The 22,219-nt window shown below is 69.5% G+C and carries 20 protein-coding genes, 1 tRNA gene and 2 pseudogenes; 13 read left to right on the top strand and 10 right to left on the bottom strand.

The genetic code is table 11. The annotated features are described in order from the left end of the window. Positions 1-132: 132 nt before the first annotated feature. Positions 133-221, top strand: a tRNA-Ser gene (locus ACSHV8_RS41800). A 73-nt stretch (positions 222-294) separates the two neighbouring features. Here the strand turns inward: ACSHV8_RS41800 and ACSHV8_RS41795 are convergent. Next, positions 295-1,635, bottom strand: coding sequence for a hypothetical protein (locus ACSHV8_RS41795; protein WP_436525316.1), 1,341 nt, complete (start codon positions 1,633-1,635; stop codon positions 295-297). 372 nt (positions 1,636-2,007) lie between these two features. On the opposite strand from ACSHV8_RS41795, the pseudogene ACSHV8_RS41790 reads away from it, so the two are divergent. Continuing rightward, positions 2,008-2,142, top strand: a pseudogene (locus ACSHV8_RS41790) (cell division protein DivIVA); the annotation flags it as partial. A gap of 18 nt (positions 2,143-2,160) precedes the next feature. Here the strand turns inward: ACSHV8_RS41790 and soxR are convergent. Then, a complete protein-coding gene (soxR, locus tag ACSHV8_RS41785) occupies positions 2,161-2,604 on the bottom strand; it encodes a redox-sensitive transcriptional activator SoxR (RefSeq protein WP_436525314.1) in 444 nt (147 codons plus the stop codon). A 47-nt stretch (positions 2,605-2,651) separates the two neighbouring features. Here soxR and ACSHV8_RS41780 point away from each other — a divergent pair, with 47 nt between their 5' ends. Further along, positions 2,652-3,299 carry a transketolase gene (locus ACSHV8_RS41780; protein WP_436525312.1) on the top strand — a complete coding sequence of 216 codons (648 nt, stop codon included), beginning with the start codon at positions 2,652-2,654 and terminating at the stop codon, positions 3,297-3,299. A gap of 8 nt (positions 3,300-3,307) precedes the next feature. After that, entirely contained in the window at positions 3,308-4,183 is an 876-nt protein-coding gene (locus ACSHV8_RS41775; protein ID WP_436525310.1) for a transketolase family protein, read from the top strand. On the opposite strand, the gene ACSHV8_RS41770 is transcribed toward ACSHV8_RS41775, so the two are convergent. Further along, positions 4,169-4,588: a hypothetical protein gene (locus ACSHV8_RS41770; RefSeq protein ID WP_436525308.1), complete on the bottom strand. Its 420-nt coding sequence runs from the start codon at positions 4,586-4,588 to the stop codon at positions 4,169-4,171. The two genes, ACSHV8_RS41775 and ACSHV8_RS41770, sit on opposite strands and share 15 nt — an antisense overlap. 88 nt (positions 4,589-4,676) lie before the next feature. Between ACSHV8_RS41770 and ACSHV8_RS41765 the strand changes: the two genes are divergently transcribed. Next, the gene (locus ACSHV8_RS41765) at positions 4,677-5,078 is read left to right on the top strand and encodes a PH domain-containing protein (RefSeq protein WP_436525306.1); all 402 of its coding nucleotides are present in this window, start codon (positions 4,677-4,679) and stop codon (positions 5,076-5,078) included. Between the two features lie 289 nt (positions 5,079-5,367). Here ACSHV8_RS41765 and ACSHV8_RS41760 read toward each other — a convergent pair whose 3' ends face one another. Further along, positions 5,368-6,279 carry a rhomboid family protein gene (locus ACSHV8_RS41760; protein WP_436525304.1) on the bottom strand — a complete coding sequence of 304 codons (912 nt, stop codon included), beginning with the start codon at positions 6,277-6,279 and terminating at the stop codon, positions 5,368-5,370. Positions 6,280-6,302: 23 nt separating this feature from the next. Next, entirely contained in the window at positions 6,303-6,827 is a 525-nt protein-coding gene (locus tag ACSHV8_RS41755) for a peptidylprolyl isomerase (protein ID WP_436525302.1), read from the bottom strand. 171 nt (positions 6,828-6,998) lie between these two features. Here ACSHV8_RS41755 and ACSHV8_RS41750 point away from each other — a divergent pair, with 171 nt between their 5' ends. Continuing rightward, positions 6,999-7,568, top strand: coding sequence for a hypothetical protein (locus ACSHV8_RS41750; protein ID WP_436525300.1), 570 nt, complete (start codon positions 6,999-7,001; stop codon positions 7,566-7,568). Positions 7,569-7,578: 10 nt separating this feature from the next. On the opposite strand, the gene ACSHV8_RS41745 is transcribed toward ACSHV8_RS41750, so the two are convergent. The 3 genes from ACSHV8_RS41745 to ACSHV8_RS41735 form a co-directional block, all read right to left on the bottom strand. Next, entirely contained in the window at positions 7,579-8,547 is a 969-nt protein-coding gene (locus ACSHV8_RS41745) for a type VII secretion protein EccB (RefSeq protein ID WP_436525298.1), read from the bottom strand. Between the two features lie 16 nt (positions 8,548-8,563). Continuing rightward, on the bottom strand, positions 8,564-9,691 hold the full coding sequence (corA, locus tag ACSHV8_RS41740) for a magnesium/cobalt transporter CorA (protein ID WP_436525296.1): 1,128 nt from the start codon (positions 9,689-9,691) through the stop codon (positions 8,564-8,566). 166 nt (positions 9,692-9,857) lie between these two features. Then, positions 9,858-10,952 (bottom strand): PLP-dependent aminotransferase family protein, encoded by a 1,095-nt coding sequence (locus tag ACSHV8_RS41735; RefSeq protein ID WP_436525294.1) that lies wholly within the window; start codon positions 10,950-10,952, stop codon positions 9,858-9,860. A 136-nt stretch (positions 10,953-11,088) separates the two neighbouring features. Here ACSHV8_RS41735 and ACSHV8_RS41730 point away from each other — a divergent pair, with 136 nt between their 5' ends. The 3 genes from ACSHV8_RS41730 to ACSHV8_RS41720 are packed head-to-tail and all read left to right on the top strand — an operon-like array spanning position 11,089 to position 13,575. Next, complete coding sequence (locus ACSHV8_RS41730; protein WP_436525292.1) at positions 11,089-11,820, top strand: sugar phosphate nucleotidyltransferase; 732 nt, start codon at positions 11,089-11,091, stop codon at positions 11,818-11,820. After that, entirely contained in the window at positions 11,808-12,869 is a 1,062-nt protein-coding gene (locus tag ACSHV8_RS41725; RefSeq protein WP_436525290.1) for an iron-containing alcohol dehydrogenase family protein, read from the top strand. The genes ACSHV8_RS41730 and ACSHV8_RS41725 overlap by 13 nt, the downstream gene beginning before the upstream one ends. Beyond that, complete coding sequence (locus ACSHV8_RS41720) at positions 12,844-13,575, top strand: CDP-alcohol phosphatidyltransferase family protein (protein ID WP_436525288.1); 732 nt, start codon at positions 12,844-12,846, stop codon at positions 13,573-13,575. The genes ACSHV8_RS41725 and ACSHV8_RS41720 overlap by 26 nt, the downstream gene beginning before the upstream one ends. A 53-nt stretch (positions 13,576-13,628) precedes the next feature. Here ACSHV8_RS41720 and ACSHV8_RS41715 read toward each other — a convergent pair whose 3' ends face one another. Both ACSHV8_RS41715 and ACSHV8_RS41710 read right to left on the bottom strand, forming a co-directional pair. Beyond that, on the bottom strand, positions 13,629-15,128 hold the full coding sequence (locus tag ACSHV8_RS41715; RefSeq protein ID WP_436525286.1) for an arylsulfotransferase family protein: 1,500 nt from the start codon (positions 15,126-15,128) through the stop codon (positions 13,629-13,631). 31 nt (positions 15,129-15,159) lie between these two features. Beyond that, positions 15,160-16,332 (bottom strand): glycosyltransferase family 4 protein, encoded by a 1,173-nt coding sequence (locus ACSHV8_RS41710; protein ID WP_436525284.1) that lies wholly within the window; start codon positions 16,330-16,332, stop codon positions 15,160-15,162. A 24-nt stretch (positions 16,333-16,356) separates the two neighbouring features. On the opposite strand from ACSHV8_RS41710, the gene ACSHV8_RS41705 reads away from it, so the two are divergent. The 4 genes and pseudogenes from ACSHV8_RS41705 to ACSHV8_RS41690 all read left to right on the top strand — a co-directional run bounded on the left by ACSHV8_RS41705 (position 16,357) and on the right by ACSHV8_RS41690 (position 22,020). Next, positions 16,357-17,220, top strand: a complete 864-nt coding sequence (locus ACSHV8_RS41705; RefSeq protein WP_436525282.1) for an Fpg/Nei family DNA glycosylase — start codon at positions 16,357-16,359, stop codon at positions 17,218-17,220. 179 nt (positions 17,221-17,399) lie between these two features. Continuing rightward, positions 17,400-18,992: a sugar transferase gene (locus ACSHV8_RS41700; RefSeq protein WP_436525280.1), complete on the top strand. Its 1,593-nt coding sequence runs from the start codon at positions 17,400-17,402 to the stop codon at positions 18,990-18,992. A 1,483-nt stretch (positions 18,993-20,475) separates the two neighbouring features. Further along, a pseudogene (locus ACSHV8_RS41695) lies at positions 20,476-21,236 on the top strand (sensor histidine kinase); the annotation flags it as partial. A 40-nt stretch (positions 21,237-21,276) separates the two neighbouring features. Further along, positions 21,277-22,020, top strand: a complete 744-nt coding sequence (locus ACSHV8_RS41690) for a LytR/AlgR family response regulator transcription factor (RefSeq protein WP_436525278.1) — start codon at positions 21,277-21,279, stop codon at positions 22,018-22,020. Positions 22,021-22,219: the final 199 nt, after the last annotated feature.

Genomic DNA, 22,219 nt, shown 5'->3' with positions numbered 1-22,219 from the left:
CCTAGCGCTCAGGACTACACCAGAAGGCGAGCCACTCGTACATCAACGTCCCCGTGCCCCTCCTGCCAGCTCTCCATGGGGAGGGCTGAAACTGAGGGACGGCGACCATCGTGCGACGACACACCCCACGGTGCCGCTGTTTCAGCAGATCAGAAGGATGCAGCGGCCGGTCTTGAAAACCGGTATGGGGAAACTCATCGTGGGTTCGAATCCCACGCCCTCCGCTCCGGTGAACAGCGAAACCGCCGCTGACCTGTTGCGAAGCAGGTCAGCGGCGGTTGCTCAACAACGGGGTCAGCGGACCGTGGCGCCGGCTCCGCAGAAGGTGCCGGTGGCCGTGGCGGTCAGCGGGCACGTGTAGACGAAGCGCTTGCCCGCATGCTCGGTGACCGTCCAGACCTCTTTCTTGCTCGGCCAGACGGAGAGGTCCTCCGATCCGATGCCGGCCCACCGGGCTTTGGTCACGGTGAGCAGTCCGGCGCTGGAGCCGGCTTCCAGCAGCTGGGCCGTGCCGGTGTCGCCGCCGCCGGTCTGGGAGAGGTACCAGGTTCCGTTGTACGACGTGGCGCCCTGGATGTAGCGGGCGGGCAGCCGGTTGACGGCGGTGGCGCGGACCTTGCCGTCGGAGTCGCGGACGAGTTTGCCGGTGCTGTCCAGCGGCCACTTGGCGACGCGGCCGTACTGGGTGGAGTTGGTGCAGTATTCGCCGCTGATCAGGCCGTTGGCGCGGTCGACGCTGAGGAACGAGAACTTGGGGATGCCGTCGTAGTTGCACACGCCGGTGTCTTTGGGGGCGTCGCCGGCGTCGTTGACCAGCCAGTCGACCTGCGGCATGACGTAGCGGTAGCCGTAGCTGGAGTACCACTGGCCGTCCGGGTAGGCGTCGTAGTAGCCGACGGCGCTCTGGGTGTCGACGTCGCCGTTGGCGGCCGATTTGATGTCGAAGATGTAGCGCATGTCGAAGACCCGGACGCCCTGGGTGGTGTCGGCGACGTACAGGTAGTTGCCGGACCAGACGATGCCGCCGGCGTGGAGGCTGCCGCCGTCACCCGACTGCGGGGAGGTGACCGCCTCGTAGGTGGGGGCGCCGGCCGAGTTGATGTACGGGTAGACCAGGAGTACGTGCTGGTACTGGTTGGTCGCGGTGTCGATGAACGAGATGCGGACGCCTTTCTTGCCGGCGTCGGCGGGCTGGTACCAGGAGACCAGGACGGCCTGCTTGGTGCCCCACAGTTCGTCGGCTTGGGCGTCGGCGACCGTGGTCACGCCCTGCGGGGTCCATTCGCCGGTGGTGGCGTCGCCCGAGTTCCAGCAGAATCGGCGGCCCGGGGGCACCGTTTTGCCGGGGAAGGCGGTGGCGGCGTTGCACGCGGTGGAGGAGCCGGTCGCCCAGGCGCCGGTGCGGTTGGCCTGGGCCAGGATGTTCTGGACGCCGAGTTTGGGGAGTACGGCGTCGAGCCGGTTGACGCGTTCCTGCAGCGACGGCGACGGCAGGGAGGCCGGCCGGAGTACGAAGTCGCTGAGTTTGGGGGCGGTGGAGGCGGCCGCGGCCGGGGACGACAGGGCGGTCAGCGTCCCGGCGGTCATGGCCAGGGCCGCGGCCATGGTGGCGGCAAGTTTACGAAGGGTGAACATTACTTCCTTGGGGGGTTAATGATCTTCAAACCCCAGGAAGCTAACCTTCGATGATCATCAAGACAAGGGCGTTGCCCGAGTGACAACTATTACTGCCGCACCCCGTTGACCTGCACAAACCCCGCACAGGGGCATTGTTCGACGAACGTCGCTACGATCACGCGGGTGAGGACATTCGGGATCGTGCTGGTGGCGTTCGGGCTGGGCGCGTTCGCCGGGAGCCGGGGCGGCGAGTCCATGACGATCCCGGCCGCGGTCGCCGGCGGGCTCGGCATCCTCCTGCTGCTCGTCCGGAGCCGGGACGCCGGCAAGGACCTGATCCCGGCCACGACGTCGGGTGGTGACGGCGCCGGGCGCAAGCCGGACGACCGGACCCTCAGCGGCCTCGGGAGCCGCGTCGAGCAGATTCTCGAGCTCGCCCAGGAGCAGGCCGCGGATCACACCGCGCAGGCCCACCGGGAGGCCGCGCGGATCATCGCCGAGGCCGAGGCCGAGGCGGCCCGGATCCGCGGCGGCGAGAGCTGATCAGTCCTTCGGCGGGTTCAGTATCATCTGCGGGCCGGTCCCGCGGGAGGCCAGCCGGTCGCGCGGGTTGATCAGGCTGCAGCGCTGCAGCGAGAGGCAGCCGCAGCCGATGCAGCCGGTGAGCTGGTCACGCAGGCGTTCCATCATGGCGATCCGCTCCTCCAGCCGGTGCCGCCAGCGGCTGGACAGCCGCGACCAGTCCGCCTTGGTCGGGGTCCGGTTCTCGGGCAGCTCGGCCAGCGCCTCGCGGATCTCGTCGAGTGACACCCCGACCTGCTGCGCGATCTTGATGAACGCGATCCGGCGCAGGTCGGCGCGTTCGTAGCGCCGCTGGTTGCCGCCGGTGCGGGCGGCGTGCAGCAGCCCCTCGCGCTCGTAGTAGCGCAGCGCCGACGGCGCCACCCCGCTGCGGGCGGCCATGTCGCCGATGGTGAGGGTCTCCATCCGATCCCCTTGAGTTGAAGTGAACTTCAAGTTGCAGCCTAGCTGACATGACCGTTTCCACGCTGCGTCGCCTGACCGGTGACGAGAAGCACGCGCCGAGCGCACATTCCACACTGGACGTGATCCGGGTGCTCTACGAGCGGGTTCTCCGGATCACGCCGGAGACCGCCGACGAGCCCGACCGTGATCGGTTCCTGCTCTCCAAGGGGCACGGCCCGGCCGCGTACTACGCGGTGCTGGCCGACCGCGGTTTCATCCCGGAGGACTGGTTGGACCGGATGGGCCGGTGGAACAGTCCGCTCGGCACCCACCCCGATCGTGTGCTGATCCCGGGCGTCGAGGTCGGCACCGGTTCGCTCGGGCACGGCCTCGGGCTCGCCGTCGGGGTCGCGCTCGGCCTGCGCGCACAGGGCTTCACCGAGGCCCGGACGTTCGTGCTGCTCGGCGACGCGGAGCTCGACGAGGGTTCGAATCATGAGGCGATCGCGTACGCCGCGGCCGTCCCGCTCCCTCTCACGGCGATCGTCATCGACAACCGGTCGGCGACGCACGGCTGGCCCGGCGGTATTCCGGCGCGCTTCCCGGGCTGGACGGTCTCCCTGGTCGACGGGCACGACCACGACGAGATCGAACGGGGCCTGCTCGTCCGTACGGGAAAACCGCATTTGATCGTCGCCGACGTCGAATCGAAGTGAGGCCGGACATGCGCGAGACTTTTGTTGCCACCACGACCGCGCTGCTCGACGAGGATCCGCGGACCGCGCTGGTGCTCGCCGACATCTCGGCCGACGTGTTCGCCCCGGCGATGCGCCGGCATCCGGACCGCGCGGTCAACGTGGGCATCCGGGAACAGCTGATGGTCGGTGTCGGCGGTGGGCTGGCGCTCACCGGGATGCGACCCTACCTGCACTCCTACGCGCCGTTCCTGATCGACCGGGCCTACGAGCAGATCAAGCTCGACCTCGGGCACCAGGACACCGGCGCGGTGCTGGTCAGCATCGGCGGTTCCTACGACTCGGCCGCCTCCGGGTACACGCATCAGTCCCCGGGCGACGTCGCCCTGCTCGACACCCTGGACGGCTGGACCGTGCAGGTGCCCGGGCATCGTGACGAGGTGCCGGCCATGCTGCGCGAGGCGGCGCGGCACGACGATCGGGTCTACATCCGGCTGACGTTGCAGGAGAACGAGCGGGCCTACCCGGACGGCGGACCGCTGCGGGTGCTCAAGCGGGGCGGCCCGCTGGTGCTGGCGGTCGGGCCGATGCTCGATCCGGTGCTGGCGGCGACCCGGGACCTGGACGTCACCGTGGCCTACACCAATACCCCGCGACCGCTCGACACCGAAGGGTTGCGGCTGCTCACCGAGGGCGAGGTGATCGTGGTCGAGCCGTACCTGGCCGGCACGTCGGCCCGGCTGGTCGCCGAGGCACTCAACGGGATGCCGCACCGGGCGCTGCACCTCGGCGTGGGGCGGGCCGAGGTGCGCGACTACGGAACCTGGGAAGACCACGCCCGGGTGCACGGGCTCGACGCGACCGGTCTGCGCCGGTCGATCGACGCGTTCCTAGGCACCGCCTAGGAACACCTCGCGCAGCTTGGACTCGAAGTGCCACACCGATCCGGTGTCGGAGAACTTGACCCGGAACCGCTCGCGCACGCCGTCCACCGCGGTGGCGGCCAGTTCCAGCGCCGGGCGGGTGAGATCCGGGCGCCAGGTGACGTTGCTCAGATGTCGCAGGTTCGCGTTCAGATGCAGGCGCAGCCGATGCAGCACCGGGGTGCGCTGGATCACCACGAGCCGGCGGCGGGTGAGCAGCAGCAGATATTCACCGGCGAGCGGGGCCTCCGGCCGCGTGCACCGGGTGACCAGAACGGCGTCGTCGTCGGCATCGACACAACGCTCCACGATCGTCTGGTGCCGGCCGGAGATTGCCGCGCCGGCGTCGATGGCGGCGGGAAGGAACGTACGCGAGATCACGTCCATGACATGTTTAACGGCCTGTGAACTGCGGGGGCATGGGCCTGAGCTGCTGAATAAGGAATTACAGCGATCGTGCTGCCATAGTGTCCCCATGCAATGGCGCGTCAAGCCGGTCCTGCCGGTGACCAAACTGATGGGCACCGTCGCCGTCGTGGTGCTCGCCGTCGCCTTCGCCGGACGCGACCCGATCCGCTGGGCGCTCGCCGTGCTCGTCGGTGCCGGGCTGGCCGTCTGGGCGCTGCGCGACGTGCTCATCCCGGTCCGGCTGACCGCCGACACCGACGGCGTCACGGTGGTCACCGGATTCGCCCGGCGCCGGCGCCTGCCCTGGTCCGCGGTCGAGAAAGTGCGCGTCGATCGCACCACACGACGCGGCCTGCGCAGCGAGCTCCTGGAGATCGACGCCGGCGACGCCATCTACCTCTTCGGCGCCCACGAGCTCGGCGCCCTCCCCGACGACGTCCTCGCCGAAATCACCGCCTTAAAACCCTGACAAAACCCCAAATTCCCGATTTGGTACGTCGATCAACCCGCAACCCGCAACCCGCACCCCACGGCCCAGCCGCAACGCCGCACCCAAGCCCCGCCCGCACCCCGCGGGGTAGCCGCAACTCACGGCCGCCGGGCGCCGCAGACTCCGGCTGGCGCTGACGGCTGCAAAACGGCCCGGGAACGACCGTGAGCACCAGCCGAAGCCCGCAGGCGCGGCCGGGGCTCGGGTGCGGCGCAGGTTGCGGCCACGACGGGCAGGCGCGGTGCTCACGACGTACCAAATCGGGGTTTTAAGGAAGAATGTCGTAGGTGCGCCAGATCGACAACGCGATCAGCGCGACCAGCAGGAGGACGCAGCCGGTGACCTGCTTGGCCGTGCGGTGCGGGACCCGGGCGTAGGCCAGGACCGCGGTCGCGGCGGCACCCACGGCGAGGCCGCCCAGGTGGCCGGCCTTCGAGATCTGCGGGATGCCGAAGGTGAAGAGCAGGTTGGTGATCAGCAGCGGCACCAGAGAACTGGTGTCCAGCATCAGTCGCCGGTTCAGAATGATGATGGCGATGATCAGGCCGAACGTGGCGGTCGAGGCGCCGGCCGACGGCTGGTTGGGGGCCTGGAACAGATAGCAGGCGACGTTGCCGCCGATGCCGGCCAGGAAGTAGATGGCGAGGAAGCGCGCCGGGCCGAAGCGGGACTCCAGGTACGTCCCGATCTGCAGCAGCAGCGACATGTTGAGCAGCAGGTGAACGACGCCGTAGTGCAGGAACATGGCGGTGATCAACCGGTACCACTCGCCGTCGGCGATGCCGTGGACGCTGCCGTCCGGATAGGACGCCCAGCCGATCACCTCGCCGGCGTCGGTCACCGGGGTGCCCGAGCCGAGCAGGCCGAAGAAGCCGCCGGCGCCGGCGATCGCGCGCGGGCCGCCGAGAATCACCGACACGACCATCACCGCGACGTTGACCGCGATGATCGAACGGACGGCGTAGGCCGCGTGCCCAGCGGAGAGGCTCCCGCCGAAGGCGTTGAGCGCTCGCCGCTGGGTCCGGCGGCCGTCCTTGACGCAGTCCGGGCATTGATAGCCGACGACCGCGTCATTCATGCATTTGGTGCAGATCGGTTTTTCACACCGGCTGCAACTGAGCAAGGTCTCCGTGTCCGGATGGCGGTAGCACACCGGGGTCGTGGAGGGCGCCTCACTCATGGCACCAAAGGTACCGTGAGCGCTCAGGCGCGCTCGATCTCCACCCGCTCCACGACGACGTCCTCACGCGGCCGGTCGCCCGGGCCGGTGGGGGTGTTGGCGATCGAGTCGACGACCTTCGCCGACTGCTCGTCCGCGACCTGGCCGAAGATCGTGTGACGACGGTTCAGGTGCGGGGTCGGGCCGACCGTGATGAAGAACTGCGAGCCGTTGGTGCCCGGCCCGGCGTTCGCCATCGCCAGCAGGTACGGCCGGTCGAACGAGAGCTCCGGGTGGAACTCGTCGCCGAACTGGAAGCCCGGGCCGCCGCGACCGGTACCGGTCGGGTCGCCCAGCTGGATCATGAAACCGGCGATGACCCGGTGCGAGATCGTGCCGTTGTAGTACGGCCCGTTGCCCGGCTGGTTGGTCCGCGGGTCGGTGTACTGCTTGGTGCCCTCGGCCAGTCCGACGAAGTTCCGGACGGTCTCCGGAGCGTGATCCGGGAACAGCTGAAGCCGGATCGGACCATGGTTGGTGTGCAGGGTGGCGTAAATCGTCTCGGCCACGGGTACTCCCGTCTGCGTTGGATGGGAACAGTCTCTTCAGTTCGGATCCTCCCCCATGTGTCTGATCCGGCCGCGCGGGGGTACCCGAGAGGGCAACATGAGCTGGGAATAGACCACAGGAGGTGGGCACTGGTGTTCGCAACGATGCGTCGGAAGCGCCGGAGTGCGCGGATGCGTACCGAACTCGGCCAGAGCGTGGATCACTTCAAGCGTGCCGCTTCGATCGCCGCGCAGGAGACCAGCGCGACCGTCGGGCCCCGGCTCAACGCCGCGGTCGAGCGGGTCCAGCCGGCCGCCGAGAAGGCGAAGGAGACCGCGTCGCAGGGCTGGGACAGCGCGCTCGCCACGCTGACCCCGCTGGTCGCCGCCGCGACCGACAACGTCCGGCAGGCCGGCAGGACCGGTAAGAAGGTGACCAAGCGGGAGCTCAAGGCGCAGCGCAAGCAGGCCGAGAAACTCCAGCGCAAGGCCCAGAAGGCGCTCGGCCGCAAGCAGCGGGGCCGGGGCAGCAAGCTGGCCGGGTACGCGCTGCTCGGCACCGCGATCGGCGTCGGCGCCGCCTGGTACGCCAAGCGTCGCAGCCAGGCGCAGTGGGAGGAGTACGACGCCGCGCCGAACCCGGCGCCGGCCGACAGCGCCGACGACTCGGCGTTCGAACCGCTGGAACCGACCGTCTACACCACGGCCAATGGGACCGCGGCGGCCGTCGATCCGACCGGTAAGACCAACCCCGCGAAGTAGTAGAAGCTGCTCAGTGCCGGCCGGCCGCCTCCGGATCCAGGAGGGGGCCGGCCGGCAGCAGTGCGAGCAGTTCGGCCGGGACGGTGACCGGATTCACTTCCGGGTAGCCGAGGCGGGGCAATAGATCGCGGCTGGCCAGCGGGAATCCGCGTCCGTCGTCGGTGACGAGGTGGACCGCGCCGGTGGGCGAGGCGACCACGGCGCCTCGGCCGCGGGGCACGTAGACCGTGTCGGTGGAGGGAATCACCGGATCGAGGCGGATCGAGGCCGGGCCGTCGGCTGGGCGGGTCACGCACGCCCGTACCAAAAAATCGGTCATATCATTTTTTGTCGGCAAAGAAGCTATATCCGGGCCAGCCGGAATCGCATCTATCCATGCGCCGGCAACCGGCACGGCCGGGCGCCCGCCCGCCGACGGCAGTTGATGGCGGTGACCGTCGCGCACCAGGAAGATCCGGTCGTTGGGATCGCGGACCAGCAGGGTTCTTTCCCCGGTCGGATCACCCACCGGAGTCGTCCCGACCAGCAGCACGCTATGCCCGGCCCGATCGGTGCAGACCGTCCAGGCATCCGCGAGCAGGCTCTCGGGCGGCGGCAGCGCGTCCGGAGCACCCGGAATACCGAGCGGCACCCCGAGCGGAACGGTCGACAACTTCCCGGTCGCCACGGCCTTGACCGACGGCCCGGTCAGCAGAACCCCGGACGCGTAGTTCAGCACGGGATGCAGACGACGATCGGACTCCAGGTAGACGTAGCGCGCACCCGACCGCCGATCGAGCAGGATCGCCGACGGATCGGTCGGCTCGGCCAGACCGGCCCCGGTGATCATCCCGTAGCCGGCCAGCAGCCCGGCCGCGATCGCGGCGATCAGCACGCCGGTCAGCGCCACCGCGCCGGGATGCCGCAGAGCCGGTTGGCGCGGGTCGGCGTCGTGCGCGACCAGAGCGCCGATCAGACGTTGATTCCGGAGATCCCCCATTGCCGGGAGTCTATTTCTACAACCACCCGTTGCGGCGGAAGGCGCGGTAGAGGACCACGGTGACGACGGCGAGCACGGCCATCAACCCGGGATAGCCGTAACGCCAGTGCGTCTCGGGCATGTACTCGAAGTTCATGCCGTAGACGCCGGCTGCGGCGGTCCACGCGGTGGCGATACCGGCCCAGGCGGCGATCTTGCGCATGTCGTTGTTCTGGTCGACCGTGACCTGGGCCAGGCGGGCCTGCAGGATCGAGTTGAGCAGGTCGTCGTAGGAGGAGACCTGCTCGACCGTACGGGTCAGGTGGTCCTGGACGTCGCGGAAGTAGCGCCGGATCTCCTTGGGCACCACGCCCTGGCTGGCGATGATCCCGGCCAGCGGGCGCTGCAGCGGGACGACCGCCCGGCGGAACTCCACGAGCTCGCGCTTGAGCTGATAGACCTGCTGGATCGGGGCGCTGCGGTCCCGGGAGAAGACGCCCTCCTCGATCAGGTCCAGGTCGGCCTCGACCTGCTCGGCCACCACCAGGTAGTGGTCGACGACCCGGTCGGTGACCGCGTAGGCGACCGCCCACGGGCCCTGCTCCAGCAGGTTGGCCCGCTGCTTCTCCAGGTCGGCGCGGACCGGCGACATCTCGGACGCCTCGCCGTGCCGGACGGTGATCACGAACCGGTCGCCCACGAAGATCATCATCTGGCCGGTCTCGACGACCTGGGAACTCTCGGTCAGTTCCTGGTGCGGCACGTAGCGCGCGGTCCGCAGGACCAGGAAGTGCACGTCGCCGAACTGCTCCAGCTTGGGCCGCTGCTCGGCCTTGACCGCGTCCTCGACGGTGAGCTCGTGCAGACCGTACGTCTGCGCGATGTCGGTCATCTCCTGCTCGGACGGCTGGTGCAGGCCGAGCCAGACGAACGCGTCGTCCCGGCGGCGGACCTCGGCGAACGCCTCATCCGGGGTGAACAGGCCGGGAATCCGCTGGCCGGCCACGTAGACACCGCAGTCCACGACCGCACTGCCGTCGGCCCTGGCCTCACCGGACTGCTGGCCCACGTCGTTGGATCCGAGGATGCGGTTCATCGCGCGGGCCGCCCAGGCTCGGGAGAGCGGGCGGTTTCGGCTCCACGCACCGTTGTCCTGCTCGCTCATGCCGACCTCCCCCGGGTGACCCGACAAACCAATCGAGGCTACTTCGTCGAGTCAGCGGGAGGAACGGCCGGGCGGGCCGCCGGAAGTCGGCGGGGGGTCGGACTCGCGGGGCCCACCCGGACGGACTACTACTTCCCACATCCGTCCGGGTGGAAACCGGGAAATTTCAGCCTCGAACCTCGGCGATGGCCGCGGCCAGCCGCCGGACACCCTCGTCGATCTGATCCACGGTGACCGCCGAGTAGGCCAGACGCACCGAGCTGCGGCCGCCCTCGAGCAGGAAGTCGCTGCCCTTGACGATCGCGACGCCCTTCTTCATGGCCGCCGGGAACAGCTTGTCCACATCCACGTCGGAGGGCAGGTCGACCCAGAGGAAGTAGCCACCGTCCGGCTCGGTGAAGGTGGCGCCGGGGATGTGCTTGCGGATCGACTCGGCCAGCACCTTGGCCCGCTCGCCGAGCGCCTCGCTGACCTTCTGGACCGACTTCTCGATGTCGCCGGAGACGCAGAACTGGTGCACGATCGCCTCGGACACCATGCCCGGGGAGATGTAGAGGTTGGTCGCCTTCTTGGCGATCGCGTCGATGAGCGCGGCCGGGCCGACCAGGTAACCCACGCGGACGCCCGGGCAGACCGTCTTGGTGAAGCTGGAGGCGTGCACGACCAGGTTGTTCGTGTCCAGCGAGAGCATCGAGGGCAGCGGCTCGCCGCGGAACCGGATGTCCACGTACGGGTCGTCCTCGAAGATGATGAACTCGTACTGCTCGGCCAGGGCGAGCAGCGCCCGCCGCTTCTCCTCGGAGAGCGTGAGGCCGGCCGGGTTCTGGTAGTTCGGGATGATGTGGGCGAGCTTCGGCCGCACCCCGGACTCCAGCAGAGCGCGCAGCTCGTCGATGTCGATGCCGTCCGCCCGCAGCGTCACCTGGTGCACCTTGGCGCCCAGGTTCTGCAGGTTGAGCAGGGTGCGGTCGTAGGTCGGCTTCTCCACGATCACGTCGTCGCCCGGCTTCACCAGGTGGCCGAAGAGGAACGCGTCGGCCTGCAGCGAGCCGTTGGTCACGATGACCTGGTCCGGCGAGACACCGTGCTTCTCCGCGATCCACTTGCGCAGCGGCAGATAACCGACGGACGTGCCGTATGCCGTGACACCGGCCGGATCGTTGTCGAAGGCGCGGGCGGCGGCGGCCTTCAGGCCCTCCACGTCGACGATGTCCAGCGACGGAGCACCACGGGCGAACGAGATGAGCTGCTCAGCGGTCATGACGACAAGCTTAGAAGTTGCCTCGACCGGCCCTGCCCGCTGGCCCGTCCGACTCGGCCGCCCCGAAAAAATTGCTCCAAATTAAATAAAAGCAAACAAAAAGTATCGCGAACATCACCGCCGAGGGGAACGCTTCATGATCGGTCTCGTCCTTGCCGCCGGCGCCGGGCGTCGGCTTCGCCCGTACACCGAGACCCTGCCGAAGGCTCTGGTCCCGGTCGACGGCGAGACCACGATCATGGACATCTCGCTGCGGAACCTCGCCGCGGCCGGCCTCACCGACGTGACCATCGTCGTCGGGTACTGCGCAAACGCGGTCGAGGAGCGCCGGGCCGGCTTCGAGGAGAAGTACGGCCTACGGATCTCCCTGGTCCACAACGACCGGGCCGAGGAGTGGAACAACGCCTATTCCCTGTGGCTCGCGCGGGACCACTTCGCCCGGGGCGCGCTCATGGTCAACGGCGACACCGTGCACCCGGTCAGCATCGAGCGGACCCTCCTGACCGAGCGCGGCCCCAGCATCCTGCTCGCGGTCGACACCGTTAAGCAGTTGGCCGACGAAGAGATGAAGGCGGTTTTCGACGCGGACGGCCGACTCACCAAGATCACGAAGCTGATGGATCCCACCGAGGCGTACGGCGAGTACATCGGCGCCAACATCATCGAGGCGTCCGCCGCGTCCGCGCTGGCCGACGCACTCAAGACGACTTGGGAGCGTAACCCTGATCTCTACTACGAGGACGGCTTCCAGGAGTTCGCGAACCGCGGCGGGCACGTCCGCGCGGCCGAGATCGGGCAGGTGGACTGGGTTGAGGTGGACAATCATGACGATCTCGCCCGGGCACGGGACATCGCATGCCGCTGCTAGCCCGTAGCGTCCAGGCCCCGCTGCACATCGAGGTCCGGCGGGGCGCGGTCGCCGATCTGGGCCGCATCCTGTCCGACAGGCGGATCTCGTCCGGCGGCGAGGTGGCGGTCGTGGTCGGCCCCGGCCTGGGCGAGCGGATCGCCGACCTGCTGCGGCCCTCGCTGCGGGCGGCGACGATCTACGTCACCGCCGGGGGCACCCTCGACGCGGCGCTGGAGCTGGCCGACAAGCTGCGGGCCGGACACTACGACGCGGTGGTCGGCATCGGCGGCGGCAAGACCGTGGACACGGCCAAGTACGCGGCCAGCCGCTGGGGTCTGCCGATGGTCTCGGTGGCCACGAGCCTGGCCAACGACGGCATCGCCTCCCCGGTGGCCAGCCTGGTCAACGACGGGATCAAGAGCTCGTACGGGGTGCACATCCCGTTCGGCGTGATCGTCGACCTGGACTTCGTGGAGACCGGGGCGGACCGGGTCAACCGGGCCGGCATCGGCGACGTGATCAGCAACATCAGCGCGCTGGCGGACTGGGAACTGGCCCGGACGACCCGCGACGAGCCGGTCGACGGGCTGGCCGCCTCCCTGGCTCGGATGGGCGCCGAGGCGGTGCTGACTATGCCCGGCGACATGACCGACGACGCGTTCGTCACCGTGCTGGCCGAGTCGTTGATCTCCAGCGGCCTGGCGATGGCGGTCTGCGGCAGCAGCCGGCCGTCGTCCGGGGGCTGTCACGAGATCATGCACGCCATCGACGCGCTCTACCCGGAGACCGCCTCGCACGGTGAGCTGGCCGGGCTGGGCGCGCTGTTCTGCACGTTCCTGCGCGGCGACGACCGGCGCTTCGTCCAGATGGCCGACTGCCTGGAACGGCACCGGCTGCCGCTCCGGCCGCCCGACGTCGGGCTGACCGCCGAGCAGTTCGTCCAGGCGGTCGAGTTCGCCCCGCGGACCCGGCCGGACCGCTACACCATCCTCGAACATCTGGCGATGACGCCGGACGAGACCCGGCAGAGGCTGACCGAGTATGAGAACGCTCTCGCATCCCGCTGAGGCCGCCCGCCAGCCCACGGCGGCCGACTACTACGCGGTCAACCGGGGCGGCGGGCTGTTCAGCGAGGCCGTCAGCCAGCGGATCGGTTCCGGCCTCGCGGTCATCGCCCGCCGGCGCCACCTGAGCCCGACCGTGCTCACCATCTTCAACCTGGGTCTGGGCCTGCTCACCTCGTTCGTGGTGATCGCCGCGGCCGGGCCGGTCGCGCACGGGCAGGACTGGGGCCGGCTGGTCGGGTTCATCGCACTGGCCGGCTGGCAGCTGGCCTACGCGTTCGACTGCGCCGACGGCCAGCTGGCCCGGGCCACCGGGCAGAGCAGCGCGGCCGGGGGGCGCCTCGACGTGCTGTGCGACGTGGCGGTGCAGTCCGCCCTGGTCGCCGCGATCTCGGCGACCGCCAAGGCGCAGGAACCGCACACCCCGGCCTGGCTGCTGTCCGCGTTCGCCGCGACCTGGATGGTCAACCTGGTCACGTCGGTGATGCAGGGCGGCGGCCAGGCGGCGAGCATGGTGACCAGCCGTTCGCTGCCGATCCGGGCGGTCAAGCTGGTGCGCGACTACGGCGCGGTGATCGCGCTGGCCGGCGTGGTGCTCATCGTGGCGCCGCAGTGGGCGGTCTGGTTCGTGGCGTTGTTCACGCTGGTCAACGGGGGTTTTCTCGCGGCCAGCATCGCGTTCACCGGGCGCAGCGCGTTGCGGGGTTAGTTCAAGAGCCTTTACGCGTACGGCAATGGAAGCGCCGCTGTTGCCGCATTTTCCTAGACGCGAACCGGGATCGCGGAGGACGTGCCCAGCACGGTGCCCTTGGCGTCGAGGGCCTCGGCGACCACGTACTCCGGGGTGCCGGTGACGGTCAGTGTGGTCTCGAAGCCGGTGCGCGCGGCCTCCACGGTCTCGCTCAGCTCCTGCGGCTGACCGCCGGCCCGCGCCCGCCACCTCGCCACCCCGGTGTGCCCGTTCCAGCTCGCGCTGACGATCACGTTGCCGTTCTCGACGCGCAGGCCGAGCGCCGGCTGATCACGCGGGGTGCCGGTCCACTCGGACTTGTAGGCCCGGTAGGACTGATTGTCCAGCGGCAGGTGCCCGGCCAGTCGCACGGTCCCGTCCGGCGCATGCTCGGTGAAGTGCGGATCCTGCCCCCAGCCGATGAACGAACCGCCGTCGGCCAGTTCCCGGAAGTTGCCCTGGGTGGGCGCCGACACCCGGTCCGGATGCACGTACTCGGCGGCGAACGTGACCTTCCTGGCCGCTTCGTCCACCTTGAACACCAGGCCGCGCGAGTAGTCGCGCTCCTTGGTGACCCCGGCACCGTTGTCGAAGACGCTGTAGCTGCCGTCCCGGCGCCGCCGGAAGTCGTGCTGCCAGTGGAAGGCGGCCTTCTCCTCGACCGCGAAGTCGGACTTCTTGCCACCGATCCGCCAGATCACCTCGCCGGTGTCCCGGTGGACCTTGTAGACGGTCCAGGTGTGCCGCGCGGACAGCAGCAGGTGACCGTCGGCGTCCAGGCCGACCGAGTTCGGATGCAGGTAGTCGTAGGGCAGGTGCGCCGAGTCACCCTGCGGCAGCGGCGCGTAAGACTCCGCCAACGTGACGTACTTGCTGGCCCGCCACTCGAATAGCTTCTTCCCGGTGGCGATGTCGATCTCCTGCAGCAGGCCGTCGTGCAGCACCCCGTCGGCCGGGCCGCCGACCGCGGACAGGTCGTAGGCGATCGGGTCGTAGACCCAGAACAGCGCCGTGTCCCGCGGCGTGATCACGAAGTCGTGCTGGTCAGCCTGCTCGCTGCCGGCCGCCCGGACCCGGGTGATCTCCCGGTACGACCGGTCGGCGATGACGAACTCACCCTGGCCGACGCCCTGCCCGCCGGTGCCCCCGATGGTCCCCTCCCACCAGGTCAGCACCGGCTGGTCGCGGTACTGCTGGGCCTTGAAGTCGATCGCGACGGTGGCCGGGTCGGGGACCTTCTTGAACCAGACCGGGGAGCCGGTCTCGTCGACCATCAACGGGCCCCACAGTCCGGTCCCGGAAGCGGGGGTGAGCAGGATGTATCCGGGCGTCGTCCCGTTCGCGGCGGTGGTGATCGTGATGTCGGGAAGAGCCTGCAGGTCGGGGCGGGACCGATACTTGGGCGGCTTGGTCACCGTCGCGGCTTGCGGCGATTTTTCGGACTTGTCGCCAGAGTTACCGAGGGCGAATCCGGCCCCGCCCGCGGCAACAGCCGCGGCGGAGCCGACCAGAAGAGCGCGTCGCGAAACCACGAACGCGACTTTTCCCCGCCGAGTTCGGAAACTACCTCGACGTACGCTGTGAATCCTCGACCATTCCCGCGTAGACCTCGATCAAACGCTTGGTCAGGACGCCGGGGTGGAAATGGGTGAGGTATCGCTCGCGGGCGGCCGGGGCGACCCGCGCGGCCTCGGCCCGTGCGGTCGGCAGGATCTCGGCCAGCGCCGCCGGATTCGGCTCGGCCAGCCAGCCCGCCGCCCCGATCAGGTACGGCACACCGCCCACCGCCGTGCCCAGCACCGGACGGCCGGACGACAGCGCCTCCAGGATCACCGTCGGCAGCACGTCCTCCCAGGTCGGCACCGCCACCACGACCGACGACGCCCGCCGCGCCGCGATCATCCCGGCCCGGTCCAGCGGCCCCAGGTAGGTGACGTCGGACCGCTCGGCCGCGGCCTGCTCGGCCAGGTGGCGCAGCTCCCCGTCGCCGGCGATGCGCAGTGGCCCGAGCGACCCGTCCGGATGCCGCCGCCACGCGTCCAGCAGCAGGCCCAACCCCTTCTCGGGGGAGAGCCGGGCGCCGAACAGGAACCCGTCACCGAGCGGTTCCGGCTGCCCCGGGTCGGGCAGGCCGTTCGGCTTGATCACGATGCGGCCGGGCGCGATGCCGTAGTCGGTCAGATGCGCGGCGATCTTGTCGGTGAGCGCGATGTAGCGATCCACCGAACGCCAGGTCGGGCGGTGCACGGCCAGGGTGGTCGCCATGATCGCGCTCTGCGCGGCCGAGCCCCGGTAGCACTTGTTCTTGATCGCCGGCCAGCCGAGCAGCTTGCCCCGGCAGTCGTGGCAGTTGTGCCCGTCCCGGAAGTACAGCCCCGAGGAGCAGACCTGCCGGTAGTTGTGCACGGTCTGGACCACCGGGATGCCGTGCGCGTGCGCGGTCCGGATCACCCGGGGCGACAGAAGTGGGTAAGGATTATGGAGGTGGATTAGGTCCGGTTTTTCCGTTTCGATCAAGGATGCAAGATCATGCTGAGCGGCCGGCCCCAGCATCGGGGAGACCGGCAGCAACGCCTTCTGGATCGCCGGCATGTCAGCGATCGAATCGGAACTCCGCTGGAACGGCACCACTTCGAGGCCGGCCGACCGGAGCTGCTCGATCTCGGTGTCCACGATGACGTTCTCCCCGGAAGGGATCGCCTCGCGGTACCGGTTGTGTGCAACCACCACCTTCACGGGTCAGAACGCTACCGTGGAGCTGTGCCCGAACTCCCCGAGGTCGAGGCGCTCGCTGCTTACCTGCGGGAGCGTGCGGTCGGCCACACCGTGCAGCGCTTCGAGGTCTCCTCGTTCAGCGCGTTGAAGACGTACGATCCGGCGCCCACCGCGCTCGCCGGCCTGCCGATCACCTCGGCCGGGCGGCACGGCAAATTCCTGGACATCGGCATCGGCCCCGAGGTGCACCTGGTAGTTCACCTGGCCCGGGCCGGCTGGCTGCACTATCGCGACGCGTTCAAGTCGCCCGCCCCGCTCAAACCGGGCAGCGGCCCGATCGCGATCCGGCTCCGCCTCGACGACGGCTCCGGCTTCGACCTGACCGAGGCCGGGACGCAGAAATCGCTCGCCGCCTACCTGGTTCGTGACCCGCAGACCGAGGTCCCGGGCGTGTCGCGGCTCGGCCCGGACGCGTTGGCGGTCACCCGCGACGAGTTCGCCGACCGGCTGAAGTCCAGAAATGGCCAGGTCAAGGGCGTGCTCACCGATCAAGAGGTGATCGCCGGGATCGGCAATGCATACTCCGACGAGATCTTGCACGTGGCTCGGATGTCGCCCTTCGCACTCACCGGAAAGCTCACCGACGAGCAGCTCACCACGTTGTACGAGGCGATGCGCGAAGTGGAGACGGACGCCGTGCAACGCTCGGTCGGGCAGAAAGCCGCCGAGCTCAAGGGCGAGAAGCGAGCGGGAATGCGGGTGCACGCCCGCACGGGTCTACCGTGCCCGGTTTGTGGAGACACCGTGCGCGAGGTCTCATTCGCCGACAAGAGCCTGCAATATTGCGCTACCTGCCAGACCGGTGGAAAACCACTCGCCGACCGCCGCCTGTCCAAGTTGGTCCGGTGAAGACCGCCACCGTCCAGTCACCGACCGTGGTGGTAAGGATTGCTATCACAACGTCACCTTCTCTCCGGCCAATCCATCGGTATAGTGGCCCGGTCCCTGGGCACCCGTTGTGACGCGAACGGGTATCGGCGGACCCACCGACGGCCCCGAGGTGGTGGCGTTGCGTAATCTTTTTCCGGATGCGGGAGGACGTAGGCGAAGTGACGACTAGCCTGCATCGCCCAACGACCGACAGCAGCCGGAGTAAGCCCGTGCGGTACGACAGCTTCGAGTGGCCGCAGCAACAAGAGCAGCCACCGAGCAACGGAGTCCCCCGATCGGCGTGGACCCGTCAGCACCGCAGGCTCTCCCGCTGGCATCGGCCGTACACCGCGGTCCTGATCGTTCTCGACATCCTCTCCACCCTCGGCGCCAGCTGGATCGCCTCCTTCCTCGAGAAGTCGCAGAGTGGTTTCCAGGGCAAGAGCTGGTGGTTCTTCGAGGGCGGCGACCTCTTCACCTTCTTCGCCTACCTGGTGCTGCCGCTCGGCTGGCTGATCCTTCTCTGGGCCAACGGCACGTATGACCGCCGTTACCTGGGTCTGGGCAGCGAAGAATTCAAGCGGATCGTGCGCACCTCGGTCACCGTCGTGGCCGCCGTGTCACTGCTCGCGTTCGCGACCAAGACCGGCCTGTCCCGCGGCACGGTCGCCGCGGTGTCCCTGAGCGCGCTGCTGCTGATCCTGATCGGCCGCGTCGGCGCCCGCCAGGTGCTGCACATCTCCCGGCGCCGCACCGGTCACGGAGCGCACCGGATGATCCTGGTCGGCACGCTGCCCGAGGCGCTCGAGGTCTACACCGCGGTCACCCGCAGCCCGGCCGCCGGCCTGATCCCGGTCGCGATCCACATCACCGACGGTTACGCGGCGACCCGCGGCATCGAGACGCCGATCCCGATCTTCACCGGGCGTGACGTGCTGTCCCTGGTCCGCGAGGTCGGCGCCGACACGATCGCGGTCTGCGGCTCGGCCAGCAACGAGCCCGGCGAACTGCGCCGCCTCGCCTGGCAGCTGGAAGGCACCGGCGTCGACCTGGTCGTCGCGCCGCAGCTGACCGACATCGCCGGCCCGCGCGTGCACATCCGCCCCATCGAGGGCCTGCCGCTCCTGCACGTCGAGGAGCCCACCCTCTCCGGCCCCGGCTGGCTGATCAAGAACCTGCTCGACCGCGTCGTCGCCGCCCTCGGACTGATCCTGATCAGCCCGATCCTGGCCGTCATCGCGCTCGGCATCCGGCTCTCCGACCCCGGCCCGGTGATCTTCCGGCAGACCCGCGTCGGCCACGACGGCCAGACGTTCAAGGTCTGGAAGTTCCGGACCATGTATGTCGACGCCGAAGAGCGCAAGGCCACGCTGGAGGAGCTCAACGAGTCCGACGGCATGCTCTTCAAGATGAAGCACGACCCGCGCATCTTCGCCTTCGGCCAGAAACTGCGCGCGACGTCGCTGGACGAGCTGCCCCAGCTGATCAACGTGCTCAAGGGCGAGATGTCGCTGGTCGGCCCGCGCCCCCTCCCCGCCGACGACGGCGACTACCTGGGCGACGTCCGCCGCCGCCTCCTGGTCCGGCCCGGCATCACCGGGTTGTGGCAGGTCAGCGGCCGCTCCGACCTGTCCTGGGACGAGGCGGTCCGGCTGGACCTGTACTACGTCGACAACTGGTCACTGACCTACGATCTGAGCATCCTGTGGCGGACGATCTTCGTGGTGCTGAAGCGCAAGGGCGCCTACTGAGATCCGTTCCCGCTGCCTGCGGCCCGTGACGAAATGTCGCGGGCCGTTTTTCTGCCCTGGCCCGGCCTCCTGTTCACCTTTCTCCCGGTTCCCCCATTCAAGATCAAATTCTTTATTGCCTATCTCCGCGGGGGTACAGACCGTCGCTCCCGCGGGGACCCTTCCGGGCTGAGCAGGCCGCTGGCGCGGCCAAAACGCTCAGCCCGAAAGGGCGATGTCCGTGGGTGGGCACGGTTACCCCAAACCCCTCAGCGCCATGTTTGCTCCCCTTCAGCCAGTCCTCGCTCTTCAGCCCAGCTCCGCCTCGCGGTCCAGCCCAGCCCCGCGCTGCCGGCCCAAGCCCAGCCCGACCCAGGCCCAGCCCGGCGTGGCCCAGCCCGGTCCGGCGTGGCCCAGCCCAGCCCAGCATGGCCCAGCCCGGCGTGGCGTGGCCCGGCGTGGCGTGGCCCAGCCCGGCGTGGCCCGATCCGCCCAGCGCATCCCCGGGTCGGCTCAGGAGCGTGCGGCCAGCGTAGGTCGGTCCGGCGGCGGCTCGGGCGTTATCCACAGGGCAATTTCTCGGTCCGGGTTTGTCCACATGGGGAGGAAGTGGCATGGCGCCGAAGGCTCGGAGGCGTCAGGATCTGTGCCGTGGCTGGGCAGATCGGAAGTGTGCTGGCGGTGATCGCCGTGCTGGTGGCGCTCGCCGCCGCCGTGGTGGCCGTGCTGCGCCTGCGGGCCCGGCGCGGCATCGCCACAACCATGCAGCGCGCCACCTGGGAGGTGCTGCACACCGCCTCCCTGGCCGCCGAGCCGCTGCGGTCCGGGCTCACCCCGGCCACCGCGGCCAAGGCCGCCCGCCACCTGCGCACTCTCGTGGGCGCGGTCGGTTTGAGTCTCTCCGACGGCGAGACATGTCTGGCCTTCGACGGCCGCGGCGCCCACCACTCCGACCAGTTGACCGCCGCGGCTCGGCGCGCCCTCGAAACCCGTCGTTCCATCGTCCTGACCGCATCCGACCTGCCCTGCGACCGAGTCGACTGCGTGGTCCGCGGCGCGGTGGTCGCGCCGCTGCCCGGCCCGGATTCCGCCACCACTGTTCCCGGCCGCCCCAGTCGCACCGCGGACGCCGCAACCGCAGCCGCCGGCCGGGCACGCACAGACCAAAACACCGACACCCCTGTCCCGGTCGACAGCCAGGCAGACCTGAACCCGGACACCGGCGACGCGACCACCGACCGGGCAGGTCACGACGCGGCCAGCAGCCAGGCAGACACGAGTGCGGACAACGGTGCGTCGAACACCGGCCGGGCAGGTCGGGGCGCGGCGGCCGGCCGGGTGGGCAGAAGTTCAAGCGCGGGCGCCTCGACCGCCGGGCGGGGGCGGGGTGCGGGGTCCGCAACAGCGTCCGCCGGGCGGGGGCGGGGTGCGGGGTCCGCAACAGCCTCCGCCGGGCGGGGGCGGGGTGCGGGGGCCACGGGCGCGGCCAGCGGGCGGCCCGGCGCTGCGGGCGGTGGGGCCGCTCTGGTCGCGGTCTCTGACAGCCCGGTGGCTCCGGGGCTGGTGCAGGCGACTCTGGAGGCCGCACGCTGGGCCGGTTCGCAGCTGGCGCTGGTCGAGCTCGACTCGTCACGGGAGCGGCTGGCCCGTGCCGAGGTTCGGGCGTTGCGGGCGCAGATCAGCCCGCACTTCATCTACAACGCGTTGACCGCGATCGCCTCGTTCGTGCGCACCGATCCGGAGCGGGCGCGCGAGCTGATCCTGGAGTTCGCCGAGTTCACGCGGTACTCGTTCCGGGCCCACGGCGAGTTCACCACCCTGGCCGAGGAGCTGCGGTCGATCGATCGTTATCTGACCATCGAACGGGCCCGGTTCGGCGACCGGTTGCAGGTCCGGCTGCAGATCGCCCCCGAGGTGCTGCCGGTCGGCCTTCCCTTTCTGTGTCTGCAGCCCCTGGTGGAGAACGCGGTTCGCCACGGCCTGTCCCGCAAGCCGGGCGTCGGTATGGTGAGCATCGAAGCTCGTGATGCCGGCGCCGAGTGCCACATCACGGTCGAGGACGACGGCGTCGGCATGGATCCGTCGGTCTTCGGGCAGGACGGTTCCGACAACGAGGAGGGCCAGCACGTCGGCCTGGTCAATGTGGACGAACGCCTGCGCTCGGTCTTCGGCGACCACCACGGCCTGGTCGTCGAGACCGCGCCCGGCGCCGGCACGAAGGTGAGCATGCGAGTGCCGAAGTTCCACCCCCAGGTCCGCGCATGAGCCCGGCCGAACGCGACCGAGCAGAGAGCGGAGGGTCCGCATGAGCCTTGTCGTGCTGGCTGTGGATGACGAGCCACCGGCGCTCGACGAACTGGCCTATCTGCTGAACGCGGACGGCCGGGTCGCGCACGTCCACCGGGCCGGCGACGCGACCGAGGCGTTGCGGGTGCTGCGGGACACCGAGGTGGACGCGGTCTTCCTGGACATCCGGATGCCCGGCCTGGACGGCATGGAGCTGGCCCGGATCCTGCGCCGGTTCGCGCATCCGCCGGCGATCGTCTTCGTGACCGCCTATGACGATGGTGCGGTGGATGCCTTCGATCTGGGCGTGACGGACTACGTGCGGAAGCCGGTCCGGGCCGAACGGCTCGGGGAGTCGCTACGGCGGGTAGCCGGCCTGCGGGTCACGCCGACGCCCTCGGCGACCGCCGCTCCGGACGAGCCGGCGATCCCGGTCGAGCTGGCGGGGACCACCCGGATGCTGCCGCGTTCGTCGGTCCGCTGGGTGGAGGCGCAGGGCGACTACGCACGGTTGCACACCGCGGACGCCTCGCACCTGGTCCGGGTGTCGCTGGCCACGCTGGCCGAGAGCTGGGCGAATGCCGGGTTCGTCCGGATCCACCGGTCCTTTCTGGTTCAGCTGCGGCTGGTCACCGAGCTGCGGTTGACCGGTTCCGGCTATGTGGTCGCCGTCGACGGGGTGGAGCTCCCGGTCAGTCGACGGCACACCCGGGAGCTGAAAGATCGCCTGATTCGTGCCGCCAAGCACGACTGGACCCGCTAATCCACACCGCTATCCACAGCCTCACCGGCTTTCCCACAGAGTTATCCACAGGCTGACGGGGGATAACCACAAGCCTGTCTTAAGCCCCCGCTGATAGTCCACAGCCCCCACGGCGCCCCGAACAGGCCGGGTTGCACCGACTGCGATGCACAGCGAGCCACGACCGGAAAGCGCTGGTCGCAGGCCTTCAAAGATCCAT

The organism is Actinoplanes sp. HUAS TT8, from assembly GCF_051380535.1.
Classification (GTDB): domain Bacteria; phylum Actinomycetota; class Actinomycetes; order Mycobacteriales; family Micromonosporaceae; genus Actinoplanes.
This window is presented reverse-complemented; position numbering and strand designations above follow the sequence as displayed.